General features: G+C 66.3%; 24 protein-coding genes. 15 read left to right on the top strand and 9 right to left on the bottom strand.

All coding sequences use genetic code 11. The annotated features are described in order from the left end of the window. Positions 1-18 precede the first annotated feature (18 nt). From ACZ9YD_RS05575 to ACZ9YD_RS05555, 5 genes are all read right to left on the bottom strand, one after another. On the bottom strand, positions 19-2,289 hold the full coding sequence (locus ACZ9YD_RS05575) for a thiamine pyrophosphate-dependent enzyme (RefSeq protein WP_465074133.1): 2,271 nt from the start codon (positions 2,287-2,289) through the stop codon (positions 19-21). 10 nt (positions 2,290-2,299) lie between these two features. Further along, positions 2,300-2,944 (bottom strand): glutathione S-transferase family protein, encoded by a 645-nt coding sequence (locus ACZ9YD_RS05570; protein WP_465074132.1) that lies wholly within the window; start codon positions 2,942-2,944, stop codon positions 2,300-2,302. Then, the gene (locus ACZ9YD_RS05565) at positions 2,941-3,492 is read right to left on the bottom strand and encodes a GNAT family N-acetyltransferase (RefSeq protein ID WP_465074131.1); all 552 of its coding nucleotides are present in this window, start codon (positions 3,490-3,492) and stop codon (positions 2,941-2,943) included. The genes ACZ9YD_RS05570 and ACZ9YD_RS05565 overlap by 4 nt, the downstream gene beginning before the upstream one ends. Positions 3,493-3,564: 72 nt before the next feature. Next, positions 3,565-4,728, bottom strand: a complete 1,164-nt coding sequence (locus ACZ9YD_RS05560) for an acyl-CoA dehydrogenase family protein (protein ID WP_465074130.1) — start codon at positions 4,726-4,728, stop codon at positions 3,565-3,567. Positions 4,729-4,856: 128 nt separating this feature from the next. Beyond that, positions 4,857-5,663: a glycine zipper 2TM domain-containing protein gene (locus ACZ9YD_RS05555; protein WP_465074129.1), complete on the bottom strand. Its 807-nt coding sequence runs from the start codon at positions 5,661-5,663 to the stop codon at positions 4,857-4,859. A gap of 174 nt (positions 5,664-5,837) precedes the next feature. Here ACZ9YD_RS05555 and ACZ9YD_RS05550 point away from each other — a divergent pair, with 174 nt between their 5' ends. Together ACZ9YD_RS05550 and ACZ9YD_RS05545 are read left to right on the top strand one after the other, a co-directional pair. Next, a complete protein-coding gene (locus tag ACZ9YD_RS05550) occupies positions 5,838-6,077 on the top strand; it encodes a DUF6116 family protein (RefSeq protein WP_465074128.1) in 240 nt (79 codons plus the stop codon). A gap of 8 nt (positions 6,078-6,085) precedes the next feature. Further along, entirely contained in the window at positions 6,086-6,853 is a 768-nt protein-coding gene (locus tag ACZ9YD_RS05545; RefSeq protein ID WP_465074127.1) for a TatD family hydrolase, read from the top strand. A 9-nt stretch (positions 6,854-6,862) separates the two neighbouring features. Here the strand turns inward: ACZ9YD_RS05545 and ACZ9YD_RS05540 are convergent, their stop codons facing one another. Then, positions 6,863-7,666 carry a tRNA threonylcarbamoyladenosine dehydratase gene (locus tag ACZ9YD_RS05540; protein WP_465074126.1) on the bottom strand — a complete coding sequence of 268 codons (804 nt, stop codon included), beginning with the start codon at positions 7,664-7,666 and terminating at the stop codon, positions 6,863-6,865. Between the two features lie 79 nt (positions 7,667-7,745). Between ACZ9YD_RS05540 and ACZ9YD_RS05535 the strand changes: the two genes are divergently transcribed. After that, positions 7,746-8,210, top strand: coding sequence for a hypothetical protein (locus ACZ9YD_RS05535; protein ID WP_465074125.1), 465 nt, complete (start codon positions 7,746-7,748; stop codon positions 8,208-8,210). Positions 8,211-8,369: 159 nt separating this feature from the next. Continuing rightward, entirely contained in the window at positions 8,370-8,855 is a 486-nt protein-coding gene (locus tag ACZ9YD_RS05530) for a glycine zipper 2TM domain-containing protein (protein WP_465074124.1), read from the top strand. 69 nt (positions 8,856-8,924) lie between these two features. Here the strand turns inward: ACZ9YD_RS05530 and ACZ9YD_RS05525 are convergent, their stop codons facing one another. Further along, positions 8,925-9,134: a cold-shock protein gene (locus ACZ9YD_RS05525; protein ID WP_465074123.1), complete on the bottom strand. Its 210-nt coding sequence runs from the start codon at positions 9,132-9,134 to the stop codon at positions 8,925-8,927. A gap of 273 nt (positions 9,135-9,407) precedes the next feature. On the opposite strand from ACZ9YD_RS05525, the gene ACZ9YD_RS05520 reads away from it, so the two are divergent. From ACZ9YD_RS05520 to ACZ9YD_RS05500, 5 genes are all read left to right on the top strand, one after another. Then, positions 9,408-9,908, top strand: a complete 501-nt coding sequence (locus ACZ9YD_RS05520; RefSeq protein WP_465074122.1) for a DUF456 domain-containing protein — start codon at positions 9,408-9,410, stop codon at positions 9,906-9,908. A 44-nt stretch (positions 9,909-9,952) separates the two neighbouring features. Next, positions 9,953-11,155, top strand: a complete 1,203-nt coding sequence (locus ACZ9YD_RS05515) for a mechanosensitive ion channel family protein (protein WP_465074121.1) — start codon at positions 9,953-9,955, stop codon at positions 11,153-11,155. A gap of 2 nt (positions 11,156-11,157) precedes the next feature. Further along, positions 11,158-12,309: a phospholipase A gene (locus ACZ9YD_RS05510; protein ID WP_465074120.1), complete on the top strand. Its 1,152-nt coding sequence runs from the start codon at positions 11,158-11,160 to the stop codon at positions 12,307-12,309. Between the two features lie 98 nt (positions 12,310-12,407). Continuing rightward, positions 12,408-13,529 carry a sterol desaturase family protein gene (locus ACZ9YD_RS05505; protein ID WP_465074119.1) on the top strand — a complete coding sequence of 374 codons (1,122 nt, stop codon included), beginning with the start codon at positions 12,408-12,410 and terminating at the stop codon, positions 13,527-13,529. 10 nt (positions 13,530-13,539) lie between these two features. Beyond that, on the top strand, positions 13,540-13,920 hold the full coding sequence (locus ACZ9YD_RS05500) for a hypothetical protein (RefSeq protein WP_465074118.1): 381 nt from the start codon (positions 13,540-13,542) through the stop codon (positions 13,918-13,920). Positions 13,921-13,975: 55 nt separating this feature from the next. Here the strand turns inward: ACZ9YD_RS05500 and ACZ9YD_RS05495 are convergent, their stop codons facing one another. Next, positions 13,976-15,493 (bottom strand): fumarate hydratase, encoded by a 1,518-nt coding sequence (locus ACZ9YD_RS05495; protein ID WP_465074687.1) that lies wholly within the window; start codon positions 15,491-15,493, stop codon positions 13,976-13,978. A 148-nt stretch (positions 15,494-15,641) separates the two neighbouring features. Here ACZ9YD_RS05495 and ACZ9YD_RS05490 point away from each other — a divergent pair, with 148 nt between their 5' ends. From ACZ9YD_RS05490 to ACZ9YD_RS05470, 5 genes are all read left to right on the top strand, one after another. Continuing rightward, positions 15,642-16,286, top strand: a complete 645-nt coding sequence (locus ACZ9YD_RS05490) for a trimeric intracellular cation channel family protein (RefSeq protein ID WP_465074117.1) — start codon at positions 15,642-15,644, stop codon at positions 16,284-16,286. A gap of 42 nt (positions 16,287-16,328) precedes the next feature. Further along, positions 16,329-18,203, top strand: a complete 1,875-nt coding sequence (locus ACZ9YD_RS05485; RefSeq protein WP_465074116.1) for an ABC transporter ATP-binding protein — start codon at positions 16,329-16,331, stop codon at positions 18,201-18,203. A gap of 146 nt (positions 18,204-18,349) precedes the next feature. Next, complete coding sequence (locus ACZ9YD_RS05480; RefSeq protein ID WP_465074115.1) at positions 18,350-20,026, top strand: ABC1 kinase family protein; 1,677 nt, start codon at positions 18,350-18,352, stop codon at positions 20,024-20,026. A gap of 134 nt (positions 20,027-20,160) precedes the next feature. After that, positions 20,161-20,955: a ferredoxin--NADP reductase gene (locus ACZ9YD_RS05475; RefSeq protein ID WP_465074114.1), complete on the top strand. Its 795-nt coding sequence runs from the start codon at positions 20,161-20,163 to the stop codon at positions 20,953-20,955. Between the two features lie 45 nt (positions 20,956-21,000). Then, positions 21,001-21,423 carry a universal stress protein gene (locus tag ACZ9YD_RS05470; protein WP_465074113.1) on the top strand — a complete coding sequence of 141 codons (423 nt, stop codon included), beginning with the start codon at positions 21,001-21,003 and terminating at the stop codon, positions 21,421-21,423. 27 nt (positions 21,424-21,450) lie between these two features. Here ACZ9YD_RS05470 and ACZ9YD_RS05465 read toward each other — a convergent pair whose 3' ends face one another. Then, positions 21,451-21,936, bottom strand: coding sequence for a glutathione peroxidase (locus tag ACZ9YD_RS05465; RefSeq protein ID WP_465074112.1), 486 nt, complete (start codon positions 21,934-21,936; stop codon positions 21,451-21,453). A 176-nt stretch (positions 21,937-22,112) separates the two neighbouring features. Between ACZ9YD_RS05465 and ACZ9YD_RS05460 the strand changes: the two genes are divergently transcribed. Continuing rightward, the gene (locus ACZ9YD_RS05460; protein WP_465074111.1) at positions 22,113-24,338 is read left to right on the top strand and encodes a M3 family metallopeptidase; all 2,226 of its coding nucleotides are present in this window, start codon (positions 22,113-22,115) and stop codon (positions 24,336-24,338) included. Positions 24,339-24,421 lie beyond the last annotated feature (83 nt).

Below are 24,421 nucleotides of genomic sequence, written 5' to 3'. Positions count from 1 at the left end.
CGTCGCGATGCCAGCGCCTCACACCATCGTCAGCGCCGCCGCGACGATGTCCGCCTCCGACGGAATCACCAGGAACGCCGCCCCCGCCAGCGGCGTGAACGTATCGGCGCCCACCACGCGCCGCCACGGCGTGTCGCCGAAACCGGCCTCCGCGATCGCGGTGACGATGCCCTCGCCCACGCCCGCGCTGCGACGGCCTTCGTCGACCACGAGTACGCGGGCGCATTCGCCGACATGGCGGGCGATCTCGCCTTCGTTGAGCGGCAGCAGCCAGCGCAGATCGACCACACGCACCTTCCAGCCGCGCTCGGCTTCGATCAGCCGCGCCGCGCGCAGGCTCATCGGCACGCCATTGCCGAAGGTCAGCACGACCAGATCGGTGGCGTTTGCATCGTAGACACGCGCCTCGCCGAACGGCATCGCCTGATCGGGTGGCGGATAGGCCGTCGACCAAGCACCGTCTCCGGCGGCGTACAGATCCTTGGCCATGTACAGCGCGATCGGCTCGAGGAACAGGCACACCCGACCGTCGACCTTCGCCATCGCGGTGAGGGTGCGCAGCATCGTCGCCGCGTCGTCGCCGCGCGAGGGACAGCCGACGGCGATGCCGGGGATGTCGCGCAGCGCCGCGATCGAATTGTCGTTGTGGAAATGCCCACCGAAGCCGCGCTGGTAACCCAGTGATGCGATGCGCACGACCATCGGATTGCGGTACTGGCCGTTGCTGAAGAACTGCAGGCTCGCGGCCTCGCCGCGGATCTGGTCACCGGCGTTATGGAAATACGCGAGGTACTGGATCTCGGGCAGCGGGAGCATGCCCATGTTGGCGAAGCCCTGCGCCAGGCCGAGAATCGTCGTCTCGTCGAGCAGCGTATTGAACACGCGCCGCCCGCCAAAGGCTTTCTGCAGGCCCTTGGTGACGGTGTAGACACCGCCCTTCTGCGCGACGTCCTCGCCGAACAGCAACGCTTCGGGATACTTCGCAAACAGGTCGTGCAGCGCCTGGTTGATCTGCACCGCCAGATGCTTCGGCGGTTGGCGTTCGGGCAACGCAGCCTCGCTGCCGAAGGCCGCGATGCGCGCCTCGGCATCAGGCACACGCGTTGCTTCGGCATGGACTCGCTCGGGCGAATACGGCGCGAGCGGTGCCATGACATCGTCGAGTCGCGTCAGCCGCGGCCGGCTGTCGGCGTCTTCAGCCGCGGCGAAACAGCGCACGCGCATGGCTTCGTAGAGATCCAGCAATTCGCTCTTCGACAGCAGTCCGGATTCGAGCGCGATCGACGCGCTGCGCAGCAGCGGATCGCTGGCCTCGACCGCGCACAGCTCCGCCAGCGCGCGCCATTCGATCTCGAAGTCGGTACCCGCGTGGCCCATGAGCCGGGTCGTGCGCAGATGCAGAAAGGTCGGCCGTCGCGTGCGTCGGCAGTGTGCGACGGCGCGTTCGACATCCTCATAGCCGGAGGCCAGATCCAACCCGTCGGCAGCGAAATAGTCGAGATCAGGCCGGTGCGCGAAGTTGCGCGCGATCCAGCCATCCGGCGTCTTCACCGAAATGCCGATGCCGTTGTCCTCGCAGACGAACAGCACCGGCGCGGGCAGCTTCTGGTACGCGCTGTAGGCCGCCGCGTTGAACGCGGTCTGCGCGGTCGCGTGGTTGCTCGACGCATCGCCGAACGAGCACACGACGATGCTGTCGGCGGGCACGGGCAGCGCATGGCCGATACGGCGCGCGTGCTCGATCGCGATCGCGGTGCCGAGCGCCTTGGGCAGATGCGAGGCGATGGTCGAGGTCTGCGGCAGCACCCACAGCGGCTTGCTGCCCCAGACCTTGTGCCGGCCGCCGCTGGCCGGATCGTCCGCGCTCGCGGCGAACGACAGCGCCGAGTCCATTACCGGATCCATGCCCGGCACCTTGCGGAAGCGTTCGGCCATGAAGCCGCCACTGCGGTAATGCAGGAACGCCGGATCGGTATGCCGCGTGGCGCGCGCGACCATCGCATTGCCTTCGTGGCCACTGGAACCGATGGTGTAGAAGACCTTGTTCTGCACACGCAGCACGCGCGCCATCAGATCCAGATGGCGGCTGATCAGCTGCGATTCGAACAGTTCGCGGAAGCTACGTGCATCGAGCGCGCTGCCGGTGAGGATCGCCTCGTGATCGGCCGGCGCCATGTCGCGCGAGCCGTCCCATTCGCGGACGAACTGTTGGAAATTCGCGTCGCAGATCTCGGCGCGGTTGAGGCCCTTCATGCGGGCCGGGATCGGATCGGGAACGACTGCAAACATCGAGTCACCTTCAGTCCGTGGCCGCGAGCCTCGCGGCGTTGACCGGCGCGGGCGCCGGCATGTCGATGAAACCCGGCGTGCCACGTACGCGCGCGAGCCAGTCGCGCAGCGCCGGATACGGGGCCAGGTCGAAGCCGCCGTCAGGCGCGACGACGGTGTAGGCGAACAGTGCGACGTCGGCAACGCTATAGGCGCTGCCGGAGAACCAAGCCGCGCCGCCAGCAAGATGGCCGTCCATCACCGCCAGCGCACGGTGCCCGCGCGCCTGCAGCGCGGGCAGTTCCGCGCGGCGCGGCGAATCGGCATCGGTCCAGCCGCGGATGAAACGCGCGACCGCGATCGCGGGCTCGTGGCTGTACTGCTCGAAGAACATCCAGCGCAGGGCCTGCGCATACTGCCAGGGATCGCTCGGCAGCAGCGGCGTGCCGGCGGCGAGGAAGCACAGGATCGCATTCGACTCGACCAGCACACGGCCATCGTCGAGTTCCAGCATCGGCACCTGGCCGTTCGGATTCTTCGCCAGATATGCCGGCGTCCGCGTCTCGCCGCGACTGCTGTCGGTCTCGATCCACGTATACGGCCGGTCCAGCTGCTCAAGCAGCAGACGCACCTTGTGGCAGTTGCCGGACGGCGAATAGCCGTGGACGAGGGTCATGCGCGGGTCGCCCTGCCCGCCTGCCACTGCGCACGCGACTGGCCCCATATCTCCACCTGGTCGGTGTCGAAAGGTGCAGGCAGCAGGCCCATGCGCAGGAAGCGCGAGCCCAGTTTCTCGGCGACGCGCTTGGAACCGGTATTGGCCGGCGCGATGGTGTGGATCACCTCGTCCCACCCGAGCATGTCGAACGCCCAGTCGATCGTCGCGACCGCCGCTTCAGGCCCATATCCACGCCCCCACGATGCGCGGCGCAGGCTCCAGCCCACCTCGGTGCCCGGCCAGCCGAACGGCTGCCAGGGCCCGACCCGGCCGATCCAGTCGCCGCTGGTCTTCTCGATCACCGAAAACATGCCGAATCCGAGCAGGTGCCAACTGCCCAGCAGTCCGGCGAAGCTCCGCCAGGCGACCGGCGGCGGCTGCATGCCGCCGAGGTGACGCATGGTTTCCTCGTCGCCGGAAAATTCGGCGTAGGCCTCGAAATCCTCGCGCCGCGGCAGGCGCAGGATCAGGCGTTCGGTCTCAATCTGGACATCCGGATACGACACGTCATGTCTCCTGGAACGTCTTTGCAGGGGCACCGGATCCGGACGTGCGCACACCGCCCCGAGGCCTCGATCTCAGAACGCGTTGATGCCGGTCAGCTCGCGGCCGACCACGAGCTGGTGCACGGTCTCGGTGCCCTCGTAGGTGATCACCGATTCGAGATTGAGCGCATGGCGGATCGGGCTGTGTTCGGTGGTGATACCGGCGCCACCCAGCAAGTCACGCGCCTCGCGCGCGATGTCGATCGCCATGCGGCAGTTGTTCCACTTCGCCAGCGACACCTGCGTAGGCTGCATGTTGCCGGCGTCCTTCAGACGGCCGAGCTGCAACGACAGCAGCTGCGCGCTGGTGATGCGGCGCGCCCAGTCCGCCATCTTGATCTGCGCACTCTGCGTCGCCGCGACCGGGCGCTCGAACAAGATGCGTTCCTTGGAGTAATTCAATGCCTCGTCGAGGCAGGCGATGGCTGCACCGATCGGCCCCCAGGTGATGCCGTAGCGCGCCTGCGTCAGGCAGCCTAGCGGACCCTTGAGTCCTTTGACGTTCGGCAGGCGATTGGCCTCCGGCACGCGCACGCCATCGAAGTACAGCGCGCTGGTCACCGATGCCCGCAGGCTCATCTTGTGCTTGATCTCCTGCGCGGTGAACCCCGCGAAGTCCTTTTCTACGAGGAACCCCTGGATGCCGTCTTCGGTCTGCGCCCAGACGATCGCGACGTGGGCCAGATTGCCGTTGGTGATCCACATCTTCGAACCGCTGAGCACCCAGTCGTCGCCGTCGCGTTTCGCATGGGTCTTCATGTTCCCCGGGTCCGATCCGCCGTGCGCTTCGGTCAGACCGAAGCAGCCGATGACGTCCCCCTTGGCCATGTCCGGCAGCCAGCGCCGGCGCTGCGCTTCGCTGCCGTAGGCGAAGATCGGATACATGCACAGCGAGGACTGCACGCTCGCGAAGCTGCGCAGCCCGGAATCACCGCGTTCGAGCTCCTGACAGATCAGCCCGTAGCTGACCGAGTTGAGTCCGGCGCAGCCGTATTCTTCCGGCAGCGTCGCGCCGAGCAGGCCGAGGCTGGCCATCTCGGGGACCAGTTCGTGCGGAAAGCGCGCCTGGTCGAAGCAGTCGCCGATGATCGGCAGCACCCGTTCGTCGGTGAAACGTGCCACCGCGTCCTGCACGGCCCGCTCCTCGTCGGACAGCAGCGAACGCACGTCGTACAGATCGTAAGGATGCAGGGCCATGGCGGATCGTCCCGGAGGGTGATCGGCCGATTGTATCGGTGGCAACGATCGCGTGCCGGGCGGACCCCGGACATGCGAGGGGCCGGCGTTGGCCGGCCCCTCGGTTCACGCGATCAAACGGTGGCGCGTTACTGGCGCGCCGCCGACGACGTATCCGCCGGTGTTTCGAGAGCGGCCGTCATGATCCGGCCGTTGATGACCGGCAGACGCTCTTCCGGGCGCTCGTCCATGCGGATCGTGCGCTCGGTGCCATCGTAGACGTAGGTCACGTCATAGCCAACCGTGCGCTCTTCGTCGCCCAGCAGGATGCGATTGCCCGGCTTGGCGTCGGTGCGCATCGAACCGGTGGTGCCGTCCGGATTGCGGTAGCTGACGTTGTAGGCAACGACGCGGGAGGACTGCGACGAATCCTGTACGGTGCGGCACTGGCGATCGACGCGCTCGGAAACGCGACCACCCACGTGGTTGCGGTCGACGCGGTTGCCGACGAAGCCACCGGCGGTCGCACCGGCCGCCGTCGCCAGCTTGCGGCCGTTGCCGCTGCCAATCTGGTTGCCGACCAGGCCACCGACCAACGCACCGACGACGGTACCGCCGACATTGCCGTCGCGCTCAGGCAGACGCTCCTGCACCACGACATCCTCACAGACTTCGCGCGGCGAACTGCTGGTCATGGTTTCGCGGATCGGCTCACTGCCGAGCACGGTGGCGTAGAGCTGTCCGGTTTCGTTGATCGGTCGAACGTCGACGACGTCGGCATAGTCCAGCGCGTCGCGCGATTCACCGATCGGCTCGCCGGTCTTCGCGTCAACGGCGCCGGGCACATCCGCACCTGCAACCGGATCAACCGCATCGCGGCTGTTGTGATACGCACCGACGGCCACGCCACCCACGAGCAGGGATGCCAATGCAATCGCGATCGTATTGCTCTTCATCGCTCTCTCCTTTCGACCTGGACGGCCTGTTTCGTTCTTGGTGCCGATTGCAGCATCCTCATGCTGAACAGCCGCCGGGATTCGGTGTTCCAGGCTGACGATCCGCTAAACCGGGGTTGCGGAACGGCGTGCTAGCGTCCATTTCACCTCCGAATTCCGACGTTGGATACCGCCGTGCCCAATCCGCTGACCGTTCCACTCATCGCATGGCTGTCGCGGCTGAGCTACCCGCGCATCTTCATGGTCACTGCCGTGCTGTTCGGCTTGAACGTGCTGGTTCCCGATCCGATCCCATTCGTCGATGAAATCCTGCTGGGCCTGGCGACCGTCGTGCTGGCGAAACGCAAGCGCACGCCGAAGCCAGGCGACAAAGCGCCCCGGCGGCCGCTGGACGGTGAGGCGCGTCGCTCCTGAGCACCGCCATGCTGGTCGACAGCCACTGCCATCTCGACGCGCGCGAGTTTGATGCCGATCGCGAGGCGGTCGTCGACCGAGCGCGGCAAGCTGGCATTGCCCATCAGGTGATCCCCGCCACGCACGCGGACGCTTGGCCGAAACTGCGCGATGTCTGCGCCACCACGCCCGGCTTGCACGCCACATACGGCCTCCACCCCACATTCCTGGCGCAGCACCAGCCTGCGCACCTCCACGCGCTCGCCGAATGGATCGAACGCGAGCGGCCGGTTGCGATCGGAGAGTGCGGGCTCGATCATTTCGTCGAAGGTCTCGATGCCGACGCGCAGCTGCATTACTTCGAAGGCCAGTTGCGGCTCGCGCATGCGCACGACCTGCCGGTGATTGTGCATGCACGACGCGCGGTGGAAGAGACCATCGGTCTGCTGCGCCGCCTCGACGGCTTGCGCGGCGTGGTCCACAGCTTCAGCGGCAGCCCCGAGCAGGCGGCGCAGCTGTGGAAGATCGGATTTCTGATCGGACTCGGCGGGCCGCTGACCTATGACCGCGCGAAGCGTCTGCATCGCGTGGCCGCTGACGTGCCGCTCGAACAGCTGCTGCTCGAGACCGACGCGCCGGACCAGCCCGACGCCGATCACCGTGGCCAGCGCAACGAGCCGTCGCGACTCACTCGCATCCGAGACGTGGTGGCGCAGCTGCGCGGCATCACGCCTGATGAAGTCGCTGCGCAGACCTCGCGCAATGCGCTGGCACTGTTCCGGATCGCAGCGGACTGACACGCCCGCTCAGGCAGCGACTTCAGCTGAAGGCTTGAGCAGCAACTCGATCGCGCGGCCCACGGCCGCGAACGCGAAGGCGCCGGTGACGTGCGTCGCCGCGCCCAACCCGCTGCCGCAATCGAGGTTCAATGCCGCGTCCGGACCGAGCTGCGGGCGGAGGCCACAGACCGTGCCGTCCGCCTGCGGATAGCGCACATTCTCGAGCGAGTAGATCGCCGACACGCCGAAGTAGCGCTTGGCCGTCTTCGGAAAATTGAATTCCGCGCGCAGCTTCTTGCGGATCAGCGCGAGCATCGCATCGTGCTCGGTGCGCGACAGATCGCGCACGCGCACCAGAGTCGGATCAATGCGACCACCCGCGGCGCCGACCGTGATCACCGGCAACTTGCGGCGCCGGCACCAGGCGATCAGTTCGACCTTGCTGCGGAAGCTGTCGCAGGCATCGATGACGAGATCGAAACCGCCGCCCAGCATTTCTTCCAGATTGCTCGGGGTCACGAAGGCCTGTACGGCATGCAGCTCCATCGACGGATTGATGGCGCGGCAGCGCTCGGCCATCGCCTCGGCCTTGTTGCGACCGTACTGGCCGGCCAGCGCAGGCAACTGCCGGTTGGTGTTGGACACGCAGATGTCGTCGGCATCGATCAGCGTCAGCGCACCGACGCCGGTCCGCGCGAGCGCTTCGGCGACCCACGAGCCGACACCGCCCAGACCGACGACCGCGACATGCCGCTGCAGCAGGCGCGTGACGCTGCCCTGCCCGTACAGCCGTTCGATGCCGGAAAATCGTGCGCGTGCGTCTTCGTCCATGCGCACAGTTTAACGGCGGCGGGCCGCGCACGGCCGCGTGCTAAGGTCGCGCCGCCCAGCGCCCCGCCAGGAATCCGCGATGCCCACGACACCTCCGACCGCCACGCCGCCGCCCCGCGCGCCGTCCTCGGCGGCAGGCTATCTGGTGGTGTTCGCGATCGGCCTGCTCTTCGGCGTCGTACTGATCGTGGTGATGCTGCGCACCTTGGATGCGCGAAAGACCTGGCAGGACCGCTACCCCGCCGCGGTGATGCAGCTCTACCAGGCGCAGATGGCGCAGCTGTCGAGCGATCTGGATGCGAACCGCTGCGCAGTGAGCGACGCCCTCCCCCACCTGCAGACGATGCGCGCCCTGTCGAATGACCTCGAGCCGGCCTTCCCCGACCTGCGTGACCACCGTGGCTTCGTCGCGCATGCCGACAACACGCGTCGCACGCTCGACGCGGCGCTGGCGACGCCCCCGGCGGACTGCGCCAGCCTACGCATGACGACCGACGCGGTCAGCGAGACATGCGGCGCCTGCCATCAGGACATGCGCGGCTGACGCCGACAGCGCGATTCGACTGAACGGGCGCTGCATGTTTCCGGCGGACGCGGCGGAATTGCTGCGGCATTCACGCGGCACTGCCTAGCGTTGCCCCGTCGGGCCGATCACGCCCGCGCTCCCTACAGAATCCTGCGAAAGCAACCGGAGGTTAGCCCCATGAAGACTGGTCTGATCGGAACCGCCGCCCTGGCCGCATCCATCGCCCTCGCCGGCTGCGCGACCTCGCCCGGATACGGCAACGGCTACGGCAATAGCGGTTATGGCAACAGCGGTTACGGCCGTCCCGCGAACTGCTACGACTGCGGCACCGTCACGCGGATCGAAACCGTTCGCGGCAACAGCAATCCCAATATCGCCGGTCCGCTGATCGGTGGCGTCGTCGGTGCGGTTGCCGCGAAGGAACTTGCACGTCGCAACACCGACAGCGAAGGCCGTCGAAATGTGGCGATCGGCGCGGGCGCAGTCGGCGGCGCGCTGGCCGGCAACGCGATCCAGAACCGCACCGAGGGCGGCGGCGCCCATTACAACGTCCATGTCCGGATGCAGGACGGCCGCACGACCGTGCTGTCGCAGAGCGACGTCGGCGGTCTGCGCGAAGGTTCGAATGTGCGCGTGCAGAACGGTCAGGCCTACGCTTACTGATCGGCGCCACGCGCGGACAAGAAAAAACCCGGCGCAGGCCGGGTTTTTTCTGGCTCGAATCCGTCGGAATCAGAGCGGATTGACCGCATCCGCCTGCAGACCCTTCTGACCCTGCACCACCTCGAACGAAACCTTCTGGCCTTCCTGCAGCGACTTGAAGCCGGTGCCCTGGATGGCGCGGAAATGCACGAATACGTCTTCACCACTTTCGCGGCTGATGAAGCCGAAGCCCTTGGCGTCGTTGAACCACTTGACGGTGCCTTCTTCGCGATCTGCCATGTTGCTCTCTCTCCCTGGAACGTTTCGATAGTTGATCGATGGAACGCCTGATGCGGCGGCTGGTTGCAAGGAGAACACGGGTGCGACGATGCAGCGGACCGGGTGGGACGAGCCAACACGAATCTACTTCACGCAGGGTCACGGTTCACGGTGACCTTGACAAACACAGCGATCGCAAAGTACCCCGCTGTTTATGAAAATGCAATCCGGGCTCACCCCATCTTCTCGCGACCGCCGGAACCTGGTTGCGACGCCATTTCGAGGAGCTGCAACGTGGACCTGAGTGCCCTGTTCTATGTGCTCGCGGCACTGCTCGTCGTGGTCGGTCTGGCAGGTGTCGTACTGCCTGCATTGCCGGGCGTGCCCTTGATGTTCGCCGGCATGCTGCTTGCCGCCTGGGCCGATGGCTTCGAGCGCATCGGCGTCTGGTCGCTGTTCACACTGGGCGTGCTGACCGCAGTGTCGTTCGTGGTCGATTTCTGGGCAACGGCGGTCGGGGCGAAACGTGTCGGTGCCAGCAGGCTTGCACTGGTCGGCACGATCGTCGGCACCTTTGTCGGTCTGTTCTTTGGATTGCCGGGCTTGTTCGCCGGCCCGTTTGTCGGCGCTGTGATCGGCGAACTGATCAGCCGCCGCGATCTTCGGCCGGGTGGTCTGGGCCAGGCGACGCGCGTCGGCATCGGCACGTGGATCGGCATCGCGATCGGCGTGGCGCTCAAGCTGGCCTTGGCAGTTCTGATGCTTGCGGTCTTCGCATTCGCCTGGTGGTGGTGAGTGCACTATCGTCGCGCTTCAGCCCGACGACGACTGCACGCGACATGCCTGATACCGCTTCGCTCGACCCCGCGCCGCCGCCACGCTTGAGCCGAGCACTGGCCGGCGCACTGCTCGCGGCGCTGGCTTGCATTTTCGTCGCACCGGTCCAGGCGACGCCGTCGGTTACTCGGGCCGCACCAGTCGCCACGGCGCCGGAAGCACAGACGTCAGTCGAAGCCTCGACGACCCCGACGCCGGTCGTGGTCGTCGACGATATCGATGTGCGCACCCGCCTCGAGCAGGTGTACGACGAGGCCGAAGCGCGGTTGCTGCGCCTGGTCGCGCATCTGCCGTTGCTGCTCGCTGCCGCGCTGATCGTCTTCCTTGCCTCGTGGATCGGCAGCCTCGTGTCGCAGCACCTGCACTGGCTGCGCCTGCGGACGCGCAATCCCTATCTGGACGGATTGATCCGGCGCGCGGTACGCACGGTGATCGTGATGATCGGCATCCTGGTCGCGCTGGACCTGCTCAACGCCACCGCGCTAGTCGGCGCGATGCTCGGTTCGGCGGGCGTGCTGGGTCTGGCGCTGGGCTTCGCGTTCAAGGACATCGCCGAGAACTACATCGCCGGCATCCTGCTGAGCTTGCGCCGGCCGTTCGAGCCCGGCGAGATGGTCAAGATCGACAGCTACGAGGGCAAGGTCGCCGCGCTCAGCGCGCGCGCGATGACCCTGATCACGCTGGACGGCAACGAGCTGCGCCTGCCCAATGCGCTGGTGTTCAAAGCGGTGATCCTCAACTACACCAGCAATCCGAAACGCCGGTTCGATTTCACTTTCAATATCGACGCCAGCCAGTCGATCCGTAAGGCGCACGCCGTAGCGATGGCCGAGATCACCAGCATCGAAGGCGTGCTCACCGATCCCGGCCCGTCGTGGACCGTGGTGGAGTTCGGCGCGAACGGCGTGGTACTGCGGTTCTTCGGTTGGGTGGATCAGCGCGAGAGCGATCTGGCCAAGATCCGTAGCGAGGCGATCCGCCTCGTCAAGGGCGCCTTCTGGCGCGACGGAATTCAAGGACCGAAGACCACGACGCATGTCGTGCTGGCACGGGAAGAGGAGACAGCCGCCCCTGCAGTCGACGACCATGAGCCCGCCACCAGCGTCGGCGTCGATACCTCGGTCAACCGGGATATCGACCGCCAGGTCGCCGAGGTGCAAAGTACCGACCAAAGCAACCTCCTCCCGCTCAAGGACGCGACCTGATCATGCGACCCGCTTATCTTCTTCCTGCCGCCCTGGCGGCAGCCACCGGTCTTGCCCACGCGCAGACAGCCGAGATCCCGACCACCGCGCCCAATGCGCCCGCGAGCCTCGATGCCTGCATCGCGCTCGAGCAGGACGCGCAGCGCCTGGCGTGCTTCGACTCGATGACAGGCCGCGCCAGCCGTACGCCGGAACAGGCCGACACCGAAGCCGCGGTCGCACGCGAGTTGCGCAGGGATCCCGCGGTGCGCGCCGATGCAATGGCCGAGGGCACCGCGTCGCGCAGCCTCTATGCCCACGACAGCAGTGACCGTCTCGCCGATGCGATCGCCAATGCCGGCCAGGGCTCTCTGCTCGACAGTCGCTGGGAGCTGGCCAAGGATTCCAAGCTCGGCATCTTCAACATGCGTGCCTACAAACCGGTCTATCTGTTGCCGGCCTTCTGGAGCTCGAATGTCAACCAGATGCCGTCGTCTCCGAATCCCGACAACACGGTGACCACACCGCAGTCGCTCGACAGCCTGGAGACCAAGTTCCAGCTCAGCTTCAAGACCAAGGCGGTGGAGAACCTGTTCGGGACCAATGGCGACATCTGGATGGGCTACACGCAGAGTTCCCGCTGGCAGACCTACAACAGCGAAGAATCGCGCCCGTTCCGCGAAACCAACTACGAACCCGAAGTACTGCTGGTGTTCCGCAACGGCTACAGCATCGGCGGCTGGAACGGCCGCATGGCCGCGATCGGCATCAACCACCAGTCGAACGGGCGCGGCGATCCGCTCTCGCGCAGCTGGAACCGGGTGATGTTCAACGTGGGCCTGGACCGCGACAACTGGGCCGTGACGGCGCGGCCGTGGATCCGCATTTCCGAGGGCAGCGACGACAACAATCCGGACATCGAGGATTTCATGGGCCGTGGCGATCTCACGGTGACCCACGTCCGCGGTGGTCACGAATTCTCGCTGATGGCCCGGCATTCGTTGCGTGGCGGCGACCGCTCGCACGGTGCGCTGCAGTTCGACTGGGGCTTTCCGATCCACAAGAATTTCCGTGGTCATCTACAGGTCTTCGACGGCTACGGTGAGAGCCTGATCGACTACAACCACAAGGCGACCTACGTCGGCCTGGGCATCTCGCTGCTCGAGTGGTTCTGAGGATCGTCGGCTGACTTTCTGACGCCGCCGTCGCCCTGCGCGGGCGGCGGCGCGATCTGTTCTATGCTCGGCAGCGTCTTCCGCCCACCGGTTCACGCATGGACGCTGCCGTCGCCCGCCCCCGCCGTTCGTTCTTCGCCTATGCCTCGGCGTTACTCGGCATGCTCAGCGTGTTCGGCGTTGTCTGCTTCCATTTTCCGGAGCTGCTGACCAGCCGCGAATTCCGCGCGGTCTACGATGAAGGATTCGCGCGCAACCTGCTGTTGGTCGGTCTGGTCGCAGCCTTCATCCTCGGCACGCTGGCGATCCTGCGCGACCGCAACCGCCGCATCGCGACGGTCGGTGTCGGCAGCGCGACACTCGCGGTGCTGCTCGGCGGCACCAATGTGCAGTTCGACAGCATCGGCGCGACGCCTTACTCGCTGGGTCTCGACTGGTTCGTGATCTCGCTGTTCTTCTCGGCGCTGGTGTTCGTGCCGCTGGAGCGTTATCTGGGCAAGCGGCGCATGTCCCCGCTGCGCCGCGGCTGGCGCACCGACATCGCCTACTTCTTCATGAGCCATGTGCTCGTGCAGTTCATCCTGATCCTGGTGACCGCGTCGACCTCGACGATCGCCGGACTCGCAGTGTTCCCCGCGCTCAAGGACGCGATCCAGTCGCTGCCGGTCTGGGCGCAGTTCCTGATCGCAGTGTTCGTCGCCGACCTCGCTCAGGCGCTGCTGCACCGCGCGTACCACAACGTGCCATGGCTCTGGCGCTTCCACGCGGTGCACCACTCCAGCCGCGAGATGGACTGGCTGGCCGGCTCGCGCATCCATTTCGTCGAGATCGTGCTCACGCGCAGTTTCGTGCTGCTGCCGCTGCTGGTGCTGGGTTTCTCGACGCCGGCCGTCAATGCCTATGTGATTCTGGTCGGCCTGCAGGCGGTGATCGCCCACGCCAACATCGGCGTGCGTTTCGGCTGGCTCGAATACCTGCTGGTGCTGCCGCGCTATCACCACTGGCACCACGCGCGGCAGCAGGACTACATCGACGTCAACTACGCGATCCACCTGCCGTTGATCGACATGCTGATGGGCACGTTCAAGCTACCGCGCGACCAGGCGCAGTGGCCCGAGGAATACGGCGTCATGAAGCTGGAGACCGTGCCGCAGGGCATCGTCGAGCAGCATCTGATGCCGTTCCGGCGGAAGAAGACCTTCGACGAATTCGTGGACTGAGTAGACGGACATGAGGCGCACGTTCCGTACCGCCAAGCGTGCCAGCGTCTGCACGCTCGCCCTGTGGCTGCTCGCAGGCTGCGCCACCGAACCGCGCTTGCTGCTGCCGACTTCGCCCGAAGGCCTTGCGTGCATCGCGGTGTGCAATGCGGTGCTGGCCCGATGTTCTTTCGATGAGGCAAGCCGGGCGGAGAGCATCGCGCGAAGTTGCGACAACAGCGGCGAGGTGCAGACCTGTGTCGACCGTGCGGTCGACGATCGCACCGTGCACGCGTGCGAAGCCAGGCAGAGCATGGGCGCATGTCAGGGTTCGGTGCCGAACACCGCGCATTGCCGCGAAGACCGCCTGATGTGCGCGCTGCAATGCGGTGCGAAGATGTTAGATCCCTGACCGGAGACGACGACGGCGCCCGCAGGCGCCGCCGCGTTTCGAACGGTCGAACGGCTCAGGCGATCTCGACCACCGGAATTCCTCCGATGCGCGCCTTCCATTCGCGCGGGCCCGTCTCGTGCACCGAGGTGCCGGCCGAATCGACGGCGACGGTCACCGGCATGTCCTGCACTTCGAATTCGTAGATCGCTTCCATGCCGAGGTCCTCGAACGCGAGCACCTTCGCCGCCTTGATCGCCTTCGACACCAGATACGCCGAGCCGCCGACCGCCATCAGATACACCGACCGGTGCTTCTTGATCGCCTCGATCGCGGTCGGGCCACGCTCGGCCTTGCCGACCATGCCCAACAGGCCGGTCTGTTCAAGGATCTGATCGGTGAACTTGTCCATGCGCGTCGCGGTGGTCGGGCCCGCGGGGCCGACGACTTCGTCGCGCACCGGATCGACCGGGCCGACGTAATAGATGAAGCGGCCCTTGAGATCGACCGGCAGCGTCTCGCCGCGGTTGAGCATCTCGACCATGCGCTTGTGCGCAGCGTCGCGGCCAGTCAACAGCTTGCCGCTCAGCAGCAGCACCTCACCCGGCTTGAAGGTCGTGACCTCGTCCGGCGTGATCGTCTCGAGGTCGACGCGGCGCGCGCCGGTCGGGTTGTAGGTCAGCTCCGGCCAGTCGGCGAGCGACGGCGGATCGAGCATCACCGGGCCGCTGCCGTCGAGCGTGAAATGCGCATGGCGCGTGGCCGCGCAGTTCGGGATCAGCGCAACCGGCAGATTCGCCGCGTGGGTCGGGAAATCCTTGACCTTGATGTCGAGCACCGTGGTCAGGCCGCCCAGGCCCTGCGCGCCGATGCCGAGCGCGTTGACCTTCTCAAAGAGCTCGAGCCGCAGCTCTTCGGCGCGGTTCGACGCGCCACGGGCCTGCAGCTCGACGATGTCGATCGGCTCCATCAGCGCTTCCTTGGCCAGCAGCATCGCCTTCTCGGCGGTGCCGCCGATGCCGATGCCGAGCATGCCCGGCGGGCACCAGCCGGCGCCCATCGTCGGCACGGTCTTGAGCACCCAGTCGACGATGGAATCGGAGGGGTTGAGCATCGCGAACTTCGACTTCGCTTCCGAACCGCCGCCCTTGGCCGCGACGATCACATCGACGGTGTTGCCCGGCACGATCTTGACGTTGACCACGCCCGGCGTGTTGTCCTTCGTGTTGATGCGCTTGCCGGCGGGATCGGCCAGCACCGAGGCGCGCAGTTTGTTGTCCGGATGGTTGTACGCGCGGCGCACGCCTTCGTGGACCATGTCCTCGACGCCCATCGTCGCGTCGTCCCAGCGCACCGACATGCCCACTTCGAGGAACACGGTGACGATGCCGGTGTCCTGGCAGATCGGCCGGTGGCCTTCGGCGCACATGCGCGAATTGATCAGGATCTGCGCGATCGCATCCTTCGCGGCCGGCGACGCCTCGCGCTCGTAGGCGGCGGCGAGATTCTTGATGTAGTCGACCGGGTGGTAATAGCTGATGTACTGCAGGGCGTCGGCGACGGACTGGATGAAGTCGTCCTGGCGGATCGACACGGGTGTCGACGACACCTGGGATACGGAATGGCTGACGGTCACGGCTGGCTCGAAGGCTGGCGGAAAACCCGCCCATTCTAGGCTATCGGCTCGCGGACACGGCCCGGCGGGGGCTGCAAGGCCGGCGCGCGCCGCGCACACTGCGCGCATGGACATTCTCGTACTCGTGCTAGATCTGGTCGGCACCTTCGTCTTCGCCCTCAGCGGCGCGATGCTTGGCGTGCGCCGCCGTCTGGACCTGTTCGGCGTGCTGGTGGTCGCGTTCGCAGCAGCCACGGCCGGAGGCATGACCCGCGACGTGCTGATCGGCGCGACCCCGGTCGCCGCCCTCAGCGACTGGCGGTACCCGGCGATTACGCTGGCGGCCGGCGTGATCAGCTTCGCCTGGGCACCGTTGATCGAGCGGCTGCAGCAGCCGGTGCGGATGTTCGATGCGATGGGGTTGGCGCTGTTCGCCGTCGCAGGCACGCAAAAGGCGCTGGATTTCGGCGTGCCGCCGCCGATGGCGGCCGGCCTCGGCATGCTCACCGGCATCGGCGGCGGCATCGCCCGCGACGTATTGCTGGCGCAGGTGCCGCTGGTCCTGCGCGCCGAACTCTATGCGGTCGCGGCGCTGGCCGGCGCGGCCGTGGTCGCCACGGGGCATTGGCTGCAGTGGCCGCCGATGCCCTGTGCGATCGCAGGCGCCCTGCTGTGCTTCGGCTTGCGGATGATGGCCCTGCGCTTCGGCTGGCATCTGCCGGTGGCGCTGCAGTCCGGCGGTGAAGGCGAACCGCCCGACGCGATGCGCTAACCGTCGCAGCGGCCTGCCCTGCACGCGCATACGATATCGCCCATGTCGACACCCACCCCCACGCGCGCTGCCGCAAGCGCGCAACGCCCCAGCCTGCGCGAACGCTTCGACGCGATGCGCAATCTGCGTCCGTTCCTGAAGCTGATCTGGCAGACCAGCCCCGGCCTGACGCTGACCAGCCTGGGTCTGCGCCTGATCCGCGCGTTCCTGCCGGTGGTGATGCTCTACATCGGCAAGCTGATCATCGACGAGGCGATCCGCCTCGTCGGCGCGGGCGTCGCCTTCAATGATCTCGCCACCGCCTGGCACGGCGGCGCGCTGAATCATCTCGCCTGGCTGCTCGCGCTGGAATTCGGTCTGGCGATCGGCTCCGATCTGCTCGGCCGCATGGTCAGCTACGCCGACAACCTGTTGTCGGAGCTGTTCACCAATGCGACCAGCGTGCGCCTGATGGAACACGCGGCGACGCTCGATCTCGAAGACTTCGAAGATCCCGAGCTGCAGGACAAGCTCGACCGCGCGCGCCGGCAGACCATGGGCCGCATGAACCTCATGGGCCAGCTGTTCGGCCAGGTGCAGGACGCGATCACCGTGGTGAGTTTCGCGATCGGCCTGATGGTCTACGCGCCGTGGCTGATCCTGCTGCTGGCGATCGCGCTGATCCCGGCCTTCATCGGCGAATCGCATTTCAACGCGCTCGGCTACACGCTCAACTTCCAGTGGACGCCCGAGCGCCGCCAGCTGGAATACGTGCGCCAGACCGGCGCCAGTCTGGAGACCGCAAAAGAGGTCAAGATCTTCGGCCTGCACCGGTTCCTGATCGACCGCTACCGCACGCTCGCCGATGGCTTTTTCCTGGCCAACCGCTCGCTGGCGCGACGCCGCGCGATCTGGGGCACGCTGCTGGCCGCGCTCGGCACGCTGGGTTACTACGTCGCCTACGCCTACATCGCCTGGCGCACTGTGCGCGGCGATTTCACGATCGGCGATCTGACCTTCCTCGCCGGCAGCTTCCGCCGCCTGCGCCAGCTGCTGGAAAGCCTGCTGGTCGGGTTCTCGCAGGTCGCCGGGCAAGCGCTGTATCTCGACGACCTGTTCTCGTTCTTCGCGATCGAGCCTGAAATCACCTCGCCCGCTGACCCGGTGCCGTTCCCGCAACCGATCCGCGAAGGCTTCGTGTTCGAGAACGTGGGCTTCCGCTATCCCGGCGCCGAGCGTTGGGCGGTGCGGCATCTCGACTTCACCCTGCAGGCGGGTGAGGTGCTGGCGCTGGTCGGCGAGAACGGCGCGGGCAAGACCACCCTGGTCAAACTGCTGGCGCGTCTTTACGACCCCGACGAGGGCCGGATCCTGCTCGACGGCCGCGATCTGCGCGACTACGACCTCGACGCGCTGCGCGCGAATACTGGCGTGATCTTTCAGGACTTCGTGCGCTACCACCTGACCGCCGGCGAGAACATCGGCGTCGGCCGCATCGAGGCGATGGATGACGACGCGCGCATCCAGGACGCCGCACGCCGCTCGATGGCCGACGAACTCATCGCCGGCCTGCCCGGTGGCTATGACCAGCTGATCGGCCGTCGTTTCAAGACCGGCGTCGATCTGTCGGGCGGCCAATGGCAGAAGATCGCGATCGCCCGCGCGTACATGCGCGAGGCGCAGGTGATGATCCTCGACGAGCCGACCGCGGCGCTCGACGCACGCAGCGAGTTCGAAGTCTTCCGCCGCTTCAAGGAGCTGTCGGAAGACCGCACCGCCGTGCTGATCTCGCATCGTTTCTCCAGCGTGCGCATGGCCGACCGCATCCTCGTGCTCGAGCAGGGCCGCATCGAAGCCAGCGGCACGCATGCCGAACTGATGACCCAGGGCGGGCGCTATGCGGAACTGTTCGAACTGCAGGCGGCCGGCTACCGCTGATCCGCTTCTGTAGGAGCGCGCTGGCGCGCGATGGGGCGTTGCCGGGATTGCCATCGCGCGCGAGCGCGCGCTCGGACAATCCGCAGCCGTGAGTCGCCGTTGACGCCGGCTTGCGTAGGCTGCCGGTGACCAACGGAGTGCACCGAATGACCGACACCAGCCGCGCCCTTGCGCGTCATGCGCAGATCCTGCGATTCCTGATGAAATATCGCAGCGCGGGCGTGTTGTCGGGTTTCGAATTCGATCCGGCGACGGCCGATGCAGCACTCGAAGGCGAGCCAGGCAAGCCGGAAGCCTTCGTTGACGACCTCGAAGCGCTGGGCCCGACCTTCATCAAGATCGGCCAGGCACTGTCGACGCGGCCCGATATGGTGCCGCCCGCCTATCTCGCTGCGCTGGAGCGCATGCAGGACGACGTGGCACCGCTGCCGTTCGAGGTGATCCACGACGCGGTGGAGGATGCGCTGGGCGTGCGCATCAGCAAGATCTTCGAGACTTTCGACGAGACACCGATCGGCGCCGCATCGCTGGCGCAGGTGCATCGCGCGACGCTGCGCGATGGCCGCAAGGTCGCGGTGAAGGTGCAGCGTCCCGGCATTACCGAACAGATCCGCGACGATCTCGACACTCTCGCCCGCCTCGCCGGTGGCGTGGATCGCGTCACCGAAGTCGGGCGCCGCATCCGCTTCGCCGACTGGGTACACGAGTTCCGGCGCACGCTGCTGGCCGAACTCGACTATCGCATCGAGGCCGAGAACCTCGACCGTTTCGACGCGCATTTCGTGGCATATCCCGCGCTGTTCGTGCCGAAGCCAATCTGGGATCTGACCCGCGCCCGCGTGCTGACGATGGAACTGGTCGAAGGCACCAAGGTCACCGATATCACCGGCCTGCAGCGCACCGAGCGTGACATGGCGCCACTGGCGACCGAGCTGCTGCACGGCTATCTCGACCAGGTGTTCGTGCACGGCGAGATCCACGCCGATCCGCATCCCGGCAATCTGCTGTTCACCCGCGACGGGCGTCTCGCGCTGCTGGATCTCGGCATGGTGGCGCACGTGCCGCCGCGCACCCGCGAACGCCTGCTGAAACTGCTGTTCGCGGCCGTGGACGGACGCGGCGAGCAGGTCGCGGCCGAAGGCATCGCGATGGGCACGCGGCTGGAGGATTTCGACGAGGGACGCTACTACCGCGACGTCGGCCAGCTGGTCGCGCGCTATGCCGCGCAGTCCGGCGCCACCGGCCAGACCGAAGGCCGGTTGATGCTCGACCTCGTGCGCCTGGCGACATCCTGCGGCCTGCGCACGGCGCCGGAGATGAGCCTGCTCGGCAAGACGCTGCTGCATCTCGAATCGGTGGTGCAGGCACTCGATCCCGATCTGGACATGAAGCGCGTCGTCGAGGACCACCTCAACAACATGATGCGCCAACGCCTGCGCAAGTCGCTGTCGCCGGCCAATCTCGCCAGCGAACTGATGGACATGCAGGAGCTGGTGCGCGACGCGCCGCGCAAGGTGTCGAACGTGCTGTCGCTGCTGTCGGAGAACCGTCTGCGCGTGCGGCTGACGGGCCTCGAGGAATCGCACCTGCTCGAGAGCCTGCACAAGATCGCCAACCGCATCGCGGCCGGCATCGTCACCGCGGCGCTGATCCTGGCCTCGGCCATGATGATGGACAACCCCGGCGGCCCGCGCCTGTTCGGCTATCCGGCGATCGCGCTGCTGCTGTTCCTGACCGGCGCCGGCCTCGGCATCGCGATCGTGCTCAGCGCCCTGCTGGGCGACAAGCGCGCGAAGCCCAATGAGGAGCACGGCCCGAACTAGGCCCGCCTAGCGGCTAGCACCTGCGCGTGCGGCGCAGGTGGAACGCCCTGTCCGGCGCGATCATCGGCTGCAAAATGAGAACCGGTCTCATCGCTGGTATCATGCCCGGCTTTCCCGCGTCGCTTCTTTCGCATATGTCAGCCGCCTTTGGCACCGAAACCGTGCTGGATGTCCGTCACTGGACGGACGCCTACTTCAGCTTCACCACCACCCGCGACGATGGCTTCCGCTTCGAGAACGGCCAGTTCGTGATGATCGGGCTGGAAACGGAAGGCAAGCCGATCCTGCGTGCGTATTCGATCGCCAGTGCGAACTGGGAAGAGCAGCTGGAGTTCTTCAGTATCAAGGTCGACAACGGCCCGCTGACCTCGCGTCTGCAGCACATCAAACCCGGCGACCAGGTGCTGATCGGCCGCAAGCCGACCGGCACCCTGCTGATCCACGATCTGCACCCGGGCCGGAACCTGTATCTGCTGGGCACCGGCACCGGCTTCGCACCGTGGCTGTCGGTGATCAAGGATCCCGAGACCTACGAGCGCTTCGACAAGGTCATCGTGACCCACGGCGTGCGCACCCCGCAGGATCTGGCCTACCGCGACTACATCGTCAACGAACTGCCGCACCACGAATTTCTCGGCGAGCAGATGTCAAAGCAGTTGCTGTACTACCCGGCGGTGACTCGTGAGGACTTCGACTTCAACGGCCGCAGCCACCGCGGCCGCCTGACCGAACTGCTCGACAGTGGCCGCATGGCGTCCGACCTCGGCCTGCCGCCGCTCGACGCCGAACACGATCGCGCGATGATCTGCGGCAGCCCGCAGATGCTGGCCGACTTCCGCCAGCTGCTCGACACCCGCGGCTTCGAAGCCGCCCCGCGCATCGGCACGCCGGGGCAATATGTCTTCGAACGGGCGTTCGTCGAGAAGTAGTCTCAGCAGGCCGTACACTCCAGGCACTCACCACTGGAGTGGCCCATGAAGATCCTCGTGACCGTCGATGGCAGCGATATTAGTTCGCGAGCACTGAAGTTCGCTCTCAAACTCGCCAAGCAGTCCGCCGCGGGTTCGAGCGTGACCGTGCTGCATGTGGATCCACCGGTCTTCCCCGGTGTCGAACGCAAGATCGGCAAGGAGGCCGTGCGGGCCTATCACGACGACAACCATGCACATGCCTTCAAAGCCGTACGCAAGGCGTTGGGGCGTACCCAGGTTGCGGTGGAGGAAGTGACCGCAGTCGGCGAGATCGCCGCCACCATTCTTGAGGTCGCCGGCAAGCGCAAGACCGATTTGCTGGTGATGGGCTCGCATGGGCGCGGCGCCGTGAAGGGCGTGCTGCTGGGCTCGGTCTCGAGCAAGGTCATCGCCCAGACCACGATCCCGGTCACGATCGTCCGCTGAGGCTGCGCGGCCGGCCTGACGCGTGCGTCAGTCGGCCAGCGCCGCTTCGATCGGCCTGCGCAGACTCTCCGGCTTGGCCGACGGCGCGAACCGGTCGATGACCTGCCCGTCGCGGCCCACCAGGAACTTGGTGAAGTTCCACTTGATCGCACGCGTACCCAGCACGCCGCGCTTCTGCGCCTGCAGCCAGGTCCACAGCGGATGCGCGTTCGCGCCGTTGACGTCGATCTTGGCCGACATCGGAAAATCCACGGCGTAGTTCAACGCGCAGAAATCCCGGATATCCGCCGCCGCGCCCGGCTCCTGATGCCCGAACTGGTCGCAGGGGAAACCCAGCACCACCAGGCCTTGGTCGCGGTAGTCGCGCCACAGCTGCTGCAGGCCGGCGTACTGCGGGGTGAACCCGCACTTCGAAGCGACGTTGACGATCAGCAGCACGCGATCCGCGTAATCGGACAGCGGCTGCGGCGACCCATCGAGGCTGGTCGCCTGGAAATCGAATGCGCTGGTCATCTCAGCTCCGGCATTGAAAGCGGATCGCCAGTCTGACTCACCGCTCTGCATCACGCGATACATCGTTCGCAGCGCGACTGAAGTTTCGCGCGTAAACCACTGTCGCTCCGTGGAATTCCGGGACCGGACTTCCGGCATAGGCCACGTCCACACCCGATCGGCTAGCCTAGTGGGTCATGTCACCGGGAGAATCCCCTTTGCTGAAGCACCCGCTCGCCGTCGCTCTGTGCGCCGCTCTTGCCGTGTCCGCCCTGCCCGTTTTCGCGCAGTCCACCGGCACCGGCACCGCCTCCGCCCCGCCCGCCGCGAGCGCCCAGCGCACCGCCGACAATCCGCTGTTCGTCGAGAGCACGCTCGATCTGCGCTACCCGCACTTCGACCAGATCAAGGACGCGCATTTCGGACCTGCGTTCGACGCCGGCATGGCCGAAAACCTGCGCGAGATCGAAGCGATCGCGAACAATCCCGAAGCGCCGACGTTCGACAACACGATCATCGCGCTGGAGAAGTCCGGTGAAGTGCTGTCGCGCGCCCGCGGCATCTTCGGCAGCCTCAACGGCACCGACACCAACGATGCGCGCAAGAAGATCGACGCCGATTACGCGCCGAAGTTCGCGGCCCACCGCGACGCCGTGATGCTCAACCCGAAGCTGTTCGCACGCGTCGATACGCTGTTCAAGAACGTCGACTCGCTGGGCCTCGATGCCGAAGGCAAGCGTCTGGTCGAGCGTTACCACACGATGTTCGTCCGCGCCGGTGCCAATCTGACCGAGGCGCAGAAGGAAGAGATGCGCCGCATCAACGCCGAGTCGGCGAAGCTCGGCACGACCTTCAGCCAGAACGTGCTCAACGAAGTCAACGATTCGGCCGTCGTCGTCGACACCGTCGAGGAACTCGACGGCATGAGCGAGGCGCAGATCGCGGCGGCTGCAGATGCGGCGAAGTCGCGTGGCCTCGAAGGCAAGTACGTCATCACCCTGCTCAACACCACCGGCCAGCCGCCGTTGCCGCAGCTCAACAACCGTGACGTGCGCGAACGCGTGCACAAGGCGTCCGTCGCCCGCGGCAGCCGCGGCAACCAATACGACAACACCGAGGTCATCTCGCAGATCCTCAAGCTCCGCGCCGAACGCGCCAACCTGATGGGCTACCCGAACCAGGCCGCCTTCATACTCGAGGATTCGACCGCCGGCACCGTCGAGGCCGTCAACGACATGCTGGGCCAGCTGGCACCGGCCGCCGTCGCCAACGCCAAGCTCGAAGCCGCCGAACTGCAGGCGATGATCGACCGCGAGCAGGCCGCCAAGGGCGAGCCGACGTTCCAGCTTGAGCCGTGGGACTGGGCGTACTACTCGGAGAAGGTTCGCCAGGACAAGTACAGCTTTGACGACGCGCAGCTCAAGCCCTACTTCGAGATGAAGAACGTGCTGGAGAACGGCGTGTTCTTCGCCGCGACCAAGCTCTACGGCATCACGTTCAAGGAGCGCACGGACCTGCCGAAGTACCACCCCGACACCTGGACCTACGACGTCTTCAATGAAGACGGCAGCCAGCTCGCGATCTTCATCTTCGACCCCTACGCACGCGCCTCCAAGCGCGGCGGTGCATGGATGAACTCGTACGTGTCGCAGTCGGAACTCGAAGGCACGCTGACGGTCACCGCGAACCACCAGAACATTCCCAAGCCGCAGGCCGGCCAGCCGACGCTGCTGACCTGGGACGAAGTGACGACGATGTTCCACGAGTTTGGCCACTCGCTGCACGGCATGTTCTCGGACGTGAAGTACCCGTTCTTCAGCGGCACCAGCGTGCCGCGAGACTTCGTCGAGTTCCCGTCGCAGGTCAACGAGATGTGGGCCGACTGGCCGGAAGTGCTGGCGAACTACGCCAAGGACTACCGCACCGGTGCGCCGATGCCGGCCGAACTGTTGGCCAAGGTGCAGGCCGCGGCGAAGTTCAACCAGGGCTTCGCGACGACCGAGTACCTGGGTTCGGCGATGCTCGACCAGTATCTGCACCAGCTGCCGGCCGATCAGCTGCCCGACGGCTCGGAAGTCATGGCGACCGAAGCGGCCGCGCTCAAGGCCGCCGGCATCGACTACGCGCCCGTCCCGCCGCGTTACCGCACGCCGTACTTCAGCCACATCAACGGCGGCTACGCGGCCGGCTATTACGCCTACATCTGGTCGGAAGTGCTGGACGCGAACACCGTCCAGTGGATCGAGCAGAACGGCGGCCTGACCCGCGAGAACGGTGACCGCTTCCGCAGCACGCTGCTGTCGCGCGGCGGCAGCAAGGACGCCAAGCAGCTGTTCCTCGATTTCACCGGCCACGAGCCGCAGATCGAGCCGCTGCTGATCAAGCGGGGTCTCGCGCCGGATCCGAAGGACGCGGCGAACTGATCATTCCCCGCATCGTGTGACCCGAAACGCCCGGCCTTGCGCCGGGCGTTTCGTTTGGCGGCCTCGCGTGCACATTGCGGTGC

It is taken from the genome of Luteimonas sp. AC640a (assembly GCF_979256585.1).
The sequence above is the reverse complement of the archived record's forward strand: the minus strand, read 5'-3'. Positions and strand labels throughout refer to the sequence as shown.

Bases quoted from the DNA above. Each gene is read 5' to 3' on its own strand.
- ACZ9YD_RS05545 (WP_465074127.1), top strand. From the start codon at position 6,086: ATGCTGGTCGACAGCCACTGCCATCTCGACGCGCGCGAGTTTGATGCC.
- ACZ9YD_RS05525 (WP_465074123.1), bottom strand. From the start codon at position 9,134: ATGGCAGATCGCGAAGAAGGCACCGTCAAGTGGTTCAACGACGCCAAG.
- ACZ9YD_RS05515 (WP_465074121.1), top strand. From the start codon at position 9,953: ATGCCTGATACCGCTTCGCTCGACCCCGCGCCGCCGCCACGCTTGAGC.
- ACZ9YD_RS05465 (WP_465074112.1), bottom strand. From the start codon at position 21,936: ATGACCAGCGCATTCGATTTCCAGGCGACCAGCCTCGATGGGTCGCCG.
- ACZ9YD_RS05575 (WP_465074133.1), bottom strand. From the start codon at position 2,289: ATGTTTGCAGTCGTTCCCGATCCGATCCCGGCCCGCATGAAGGGCCTC.
- ACZ9YD_RS05530 (WP_465074124.1), top strand. From the start codon at position 8,370: ATGAAGACTGGTCTGATCGGAACCGCCGCCCTGGCCGCATCCATCGCC.
- ACZ9YD_RS05505 (WP_465074119.1), top strand. From the start codon at position 12,408: ATGGACGCTGCCGTCGCCCGCCCCCGCCGTTCGTTCTTCGCCTATGCC.
- ACZ9YD_RS05460 (WP_465074111.1), top strand. From the start codon at position 22,113: ATGTCACCGGGAGAATCCCCTTTGCTGAAGCACCCGCTCGCCGTCGCT.
- ACZ9YD_RS05570 (WP_465074132.1), bottom strand. From the start codon at position 2,944: ATGACCCTCGTCCACGGCTATTCGCCGTCCGGCAACTGCCACAAGGTG.
- ACZ9YD_RS05555 (WP_465074129.1), bottom strand. From the start codon at position 5,663: ATGAAGAGCAATACGATCGCGATTGCATTGGCATCCCTGCTCGTGGGT.
- ACZ9YD_RS05485 (WP_465074116.1), top strand. From the start codon at position 16,329: ATGTCGACACCCACCCCCACGCGCGCTGCCGCAAGCGCGCAACGCCCC.
- ACZ9YD_RS05470 (WP_465074113.1), top strand. From the start codon at position 21,001: ATGAAGATCCTCGTGACCGTCGATGGCAGCGATATTAGTTCGCGAGCA.
- ACZ9YD_RS05560 (WP_465074130.1), bottom strand. From the start codon at position 4,728: ATGGCCCTGCATCCTTACGATCTGTACGACGTGCGTTCGCTGCTGTCC.
- ACZ9YD_RS05475 (WP_465074114.1), top strand. From the start codon at position 20,161: ATGTCAGCCGCCTTTGGCACCGAAACCGTGCTGGATGTCCGTCACTGG.
- ACZ9YD_RS05500 (WP_465074118.1), top strand. From the start codon at position 13,540: ATGAGGCGCACGTTCCGTACCGCCAAGCGTGCCAGCGTCTGCACGCTC.
- ACZ9YD_RS05540 (WP_465074126.1), bottom strand. From the start codon at position 7,666: ATGGACGAAGACGCACGCGCACGATTTTCCGGCATCGAACGGCTGTAC.
- ACZ9YD_RS05490 (WP_465074117.1), top strand. From the start codon at position 15,642: ATGGACATTCTCGTACTCGTGCTAGATCTGGTCGGCACCTTCGTCTTC.
- ACZ9YD_RS05510 (WP_465074120.1), top strand. From the start codon at position 11,158: ATGCGACCCGCTTATCTTCTTCCTGCCGCCCTGGCGGCAGCCACCGGT.
- ACZ9YD_RS05480 (WP_465074115.1), top strand. From the start codon at position 18,350: ATGACCGACACCAGCCGCGCCCTTGCGCGTCATGCGCAGATCCTGCGA.
- ACZ9YD_RS05535 (WP_465074125.1), top strand. From the start codon at position 7,746: ATGCCCACGACACCTCCGACCGCCACGCCGCCGCCCCGCGCGCCGTCC.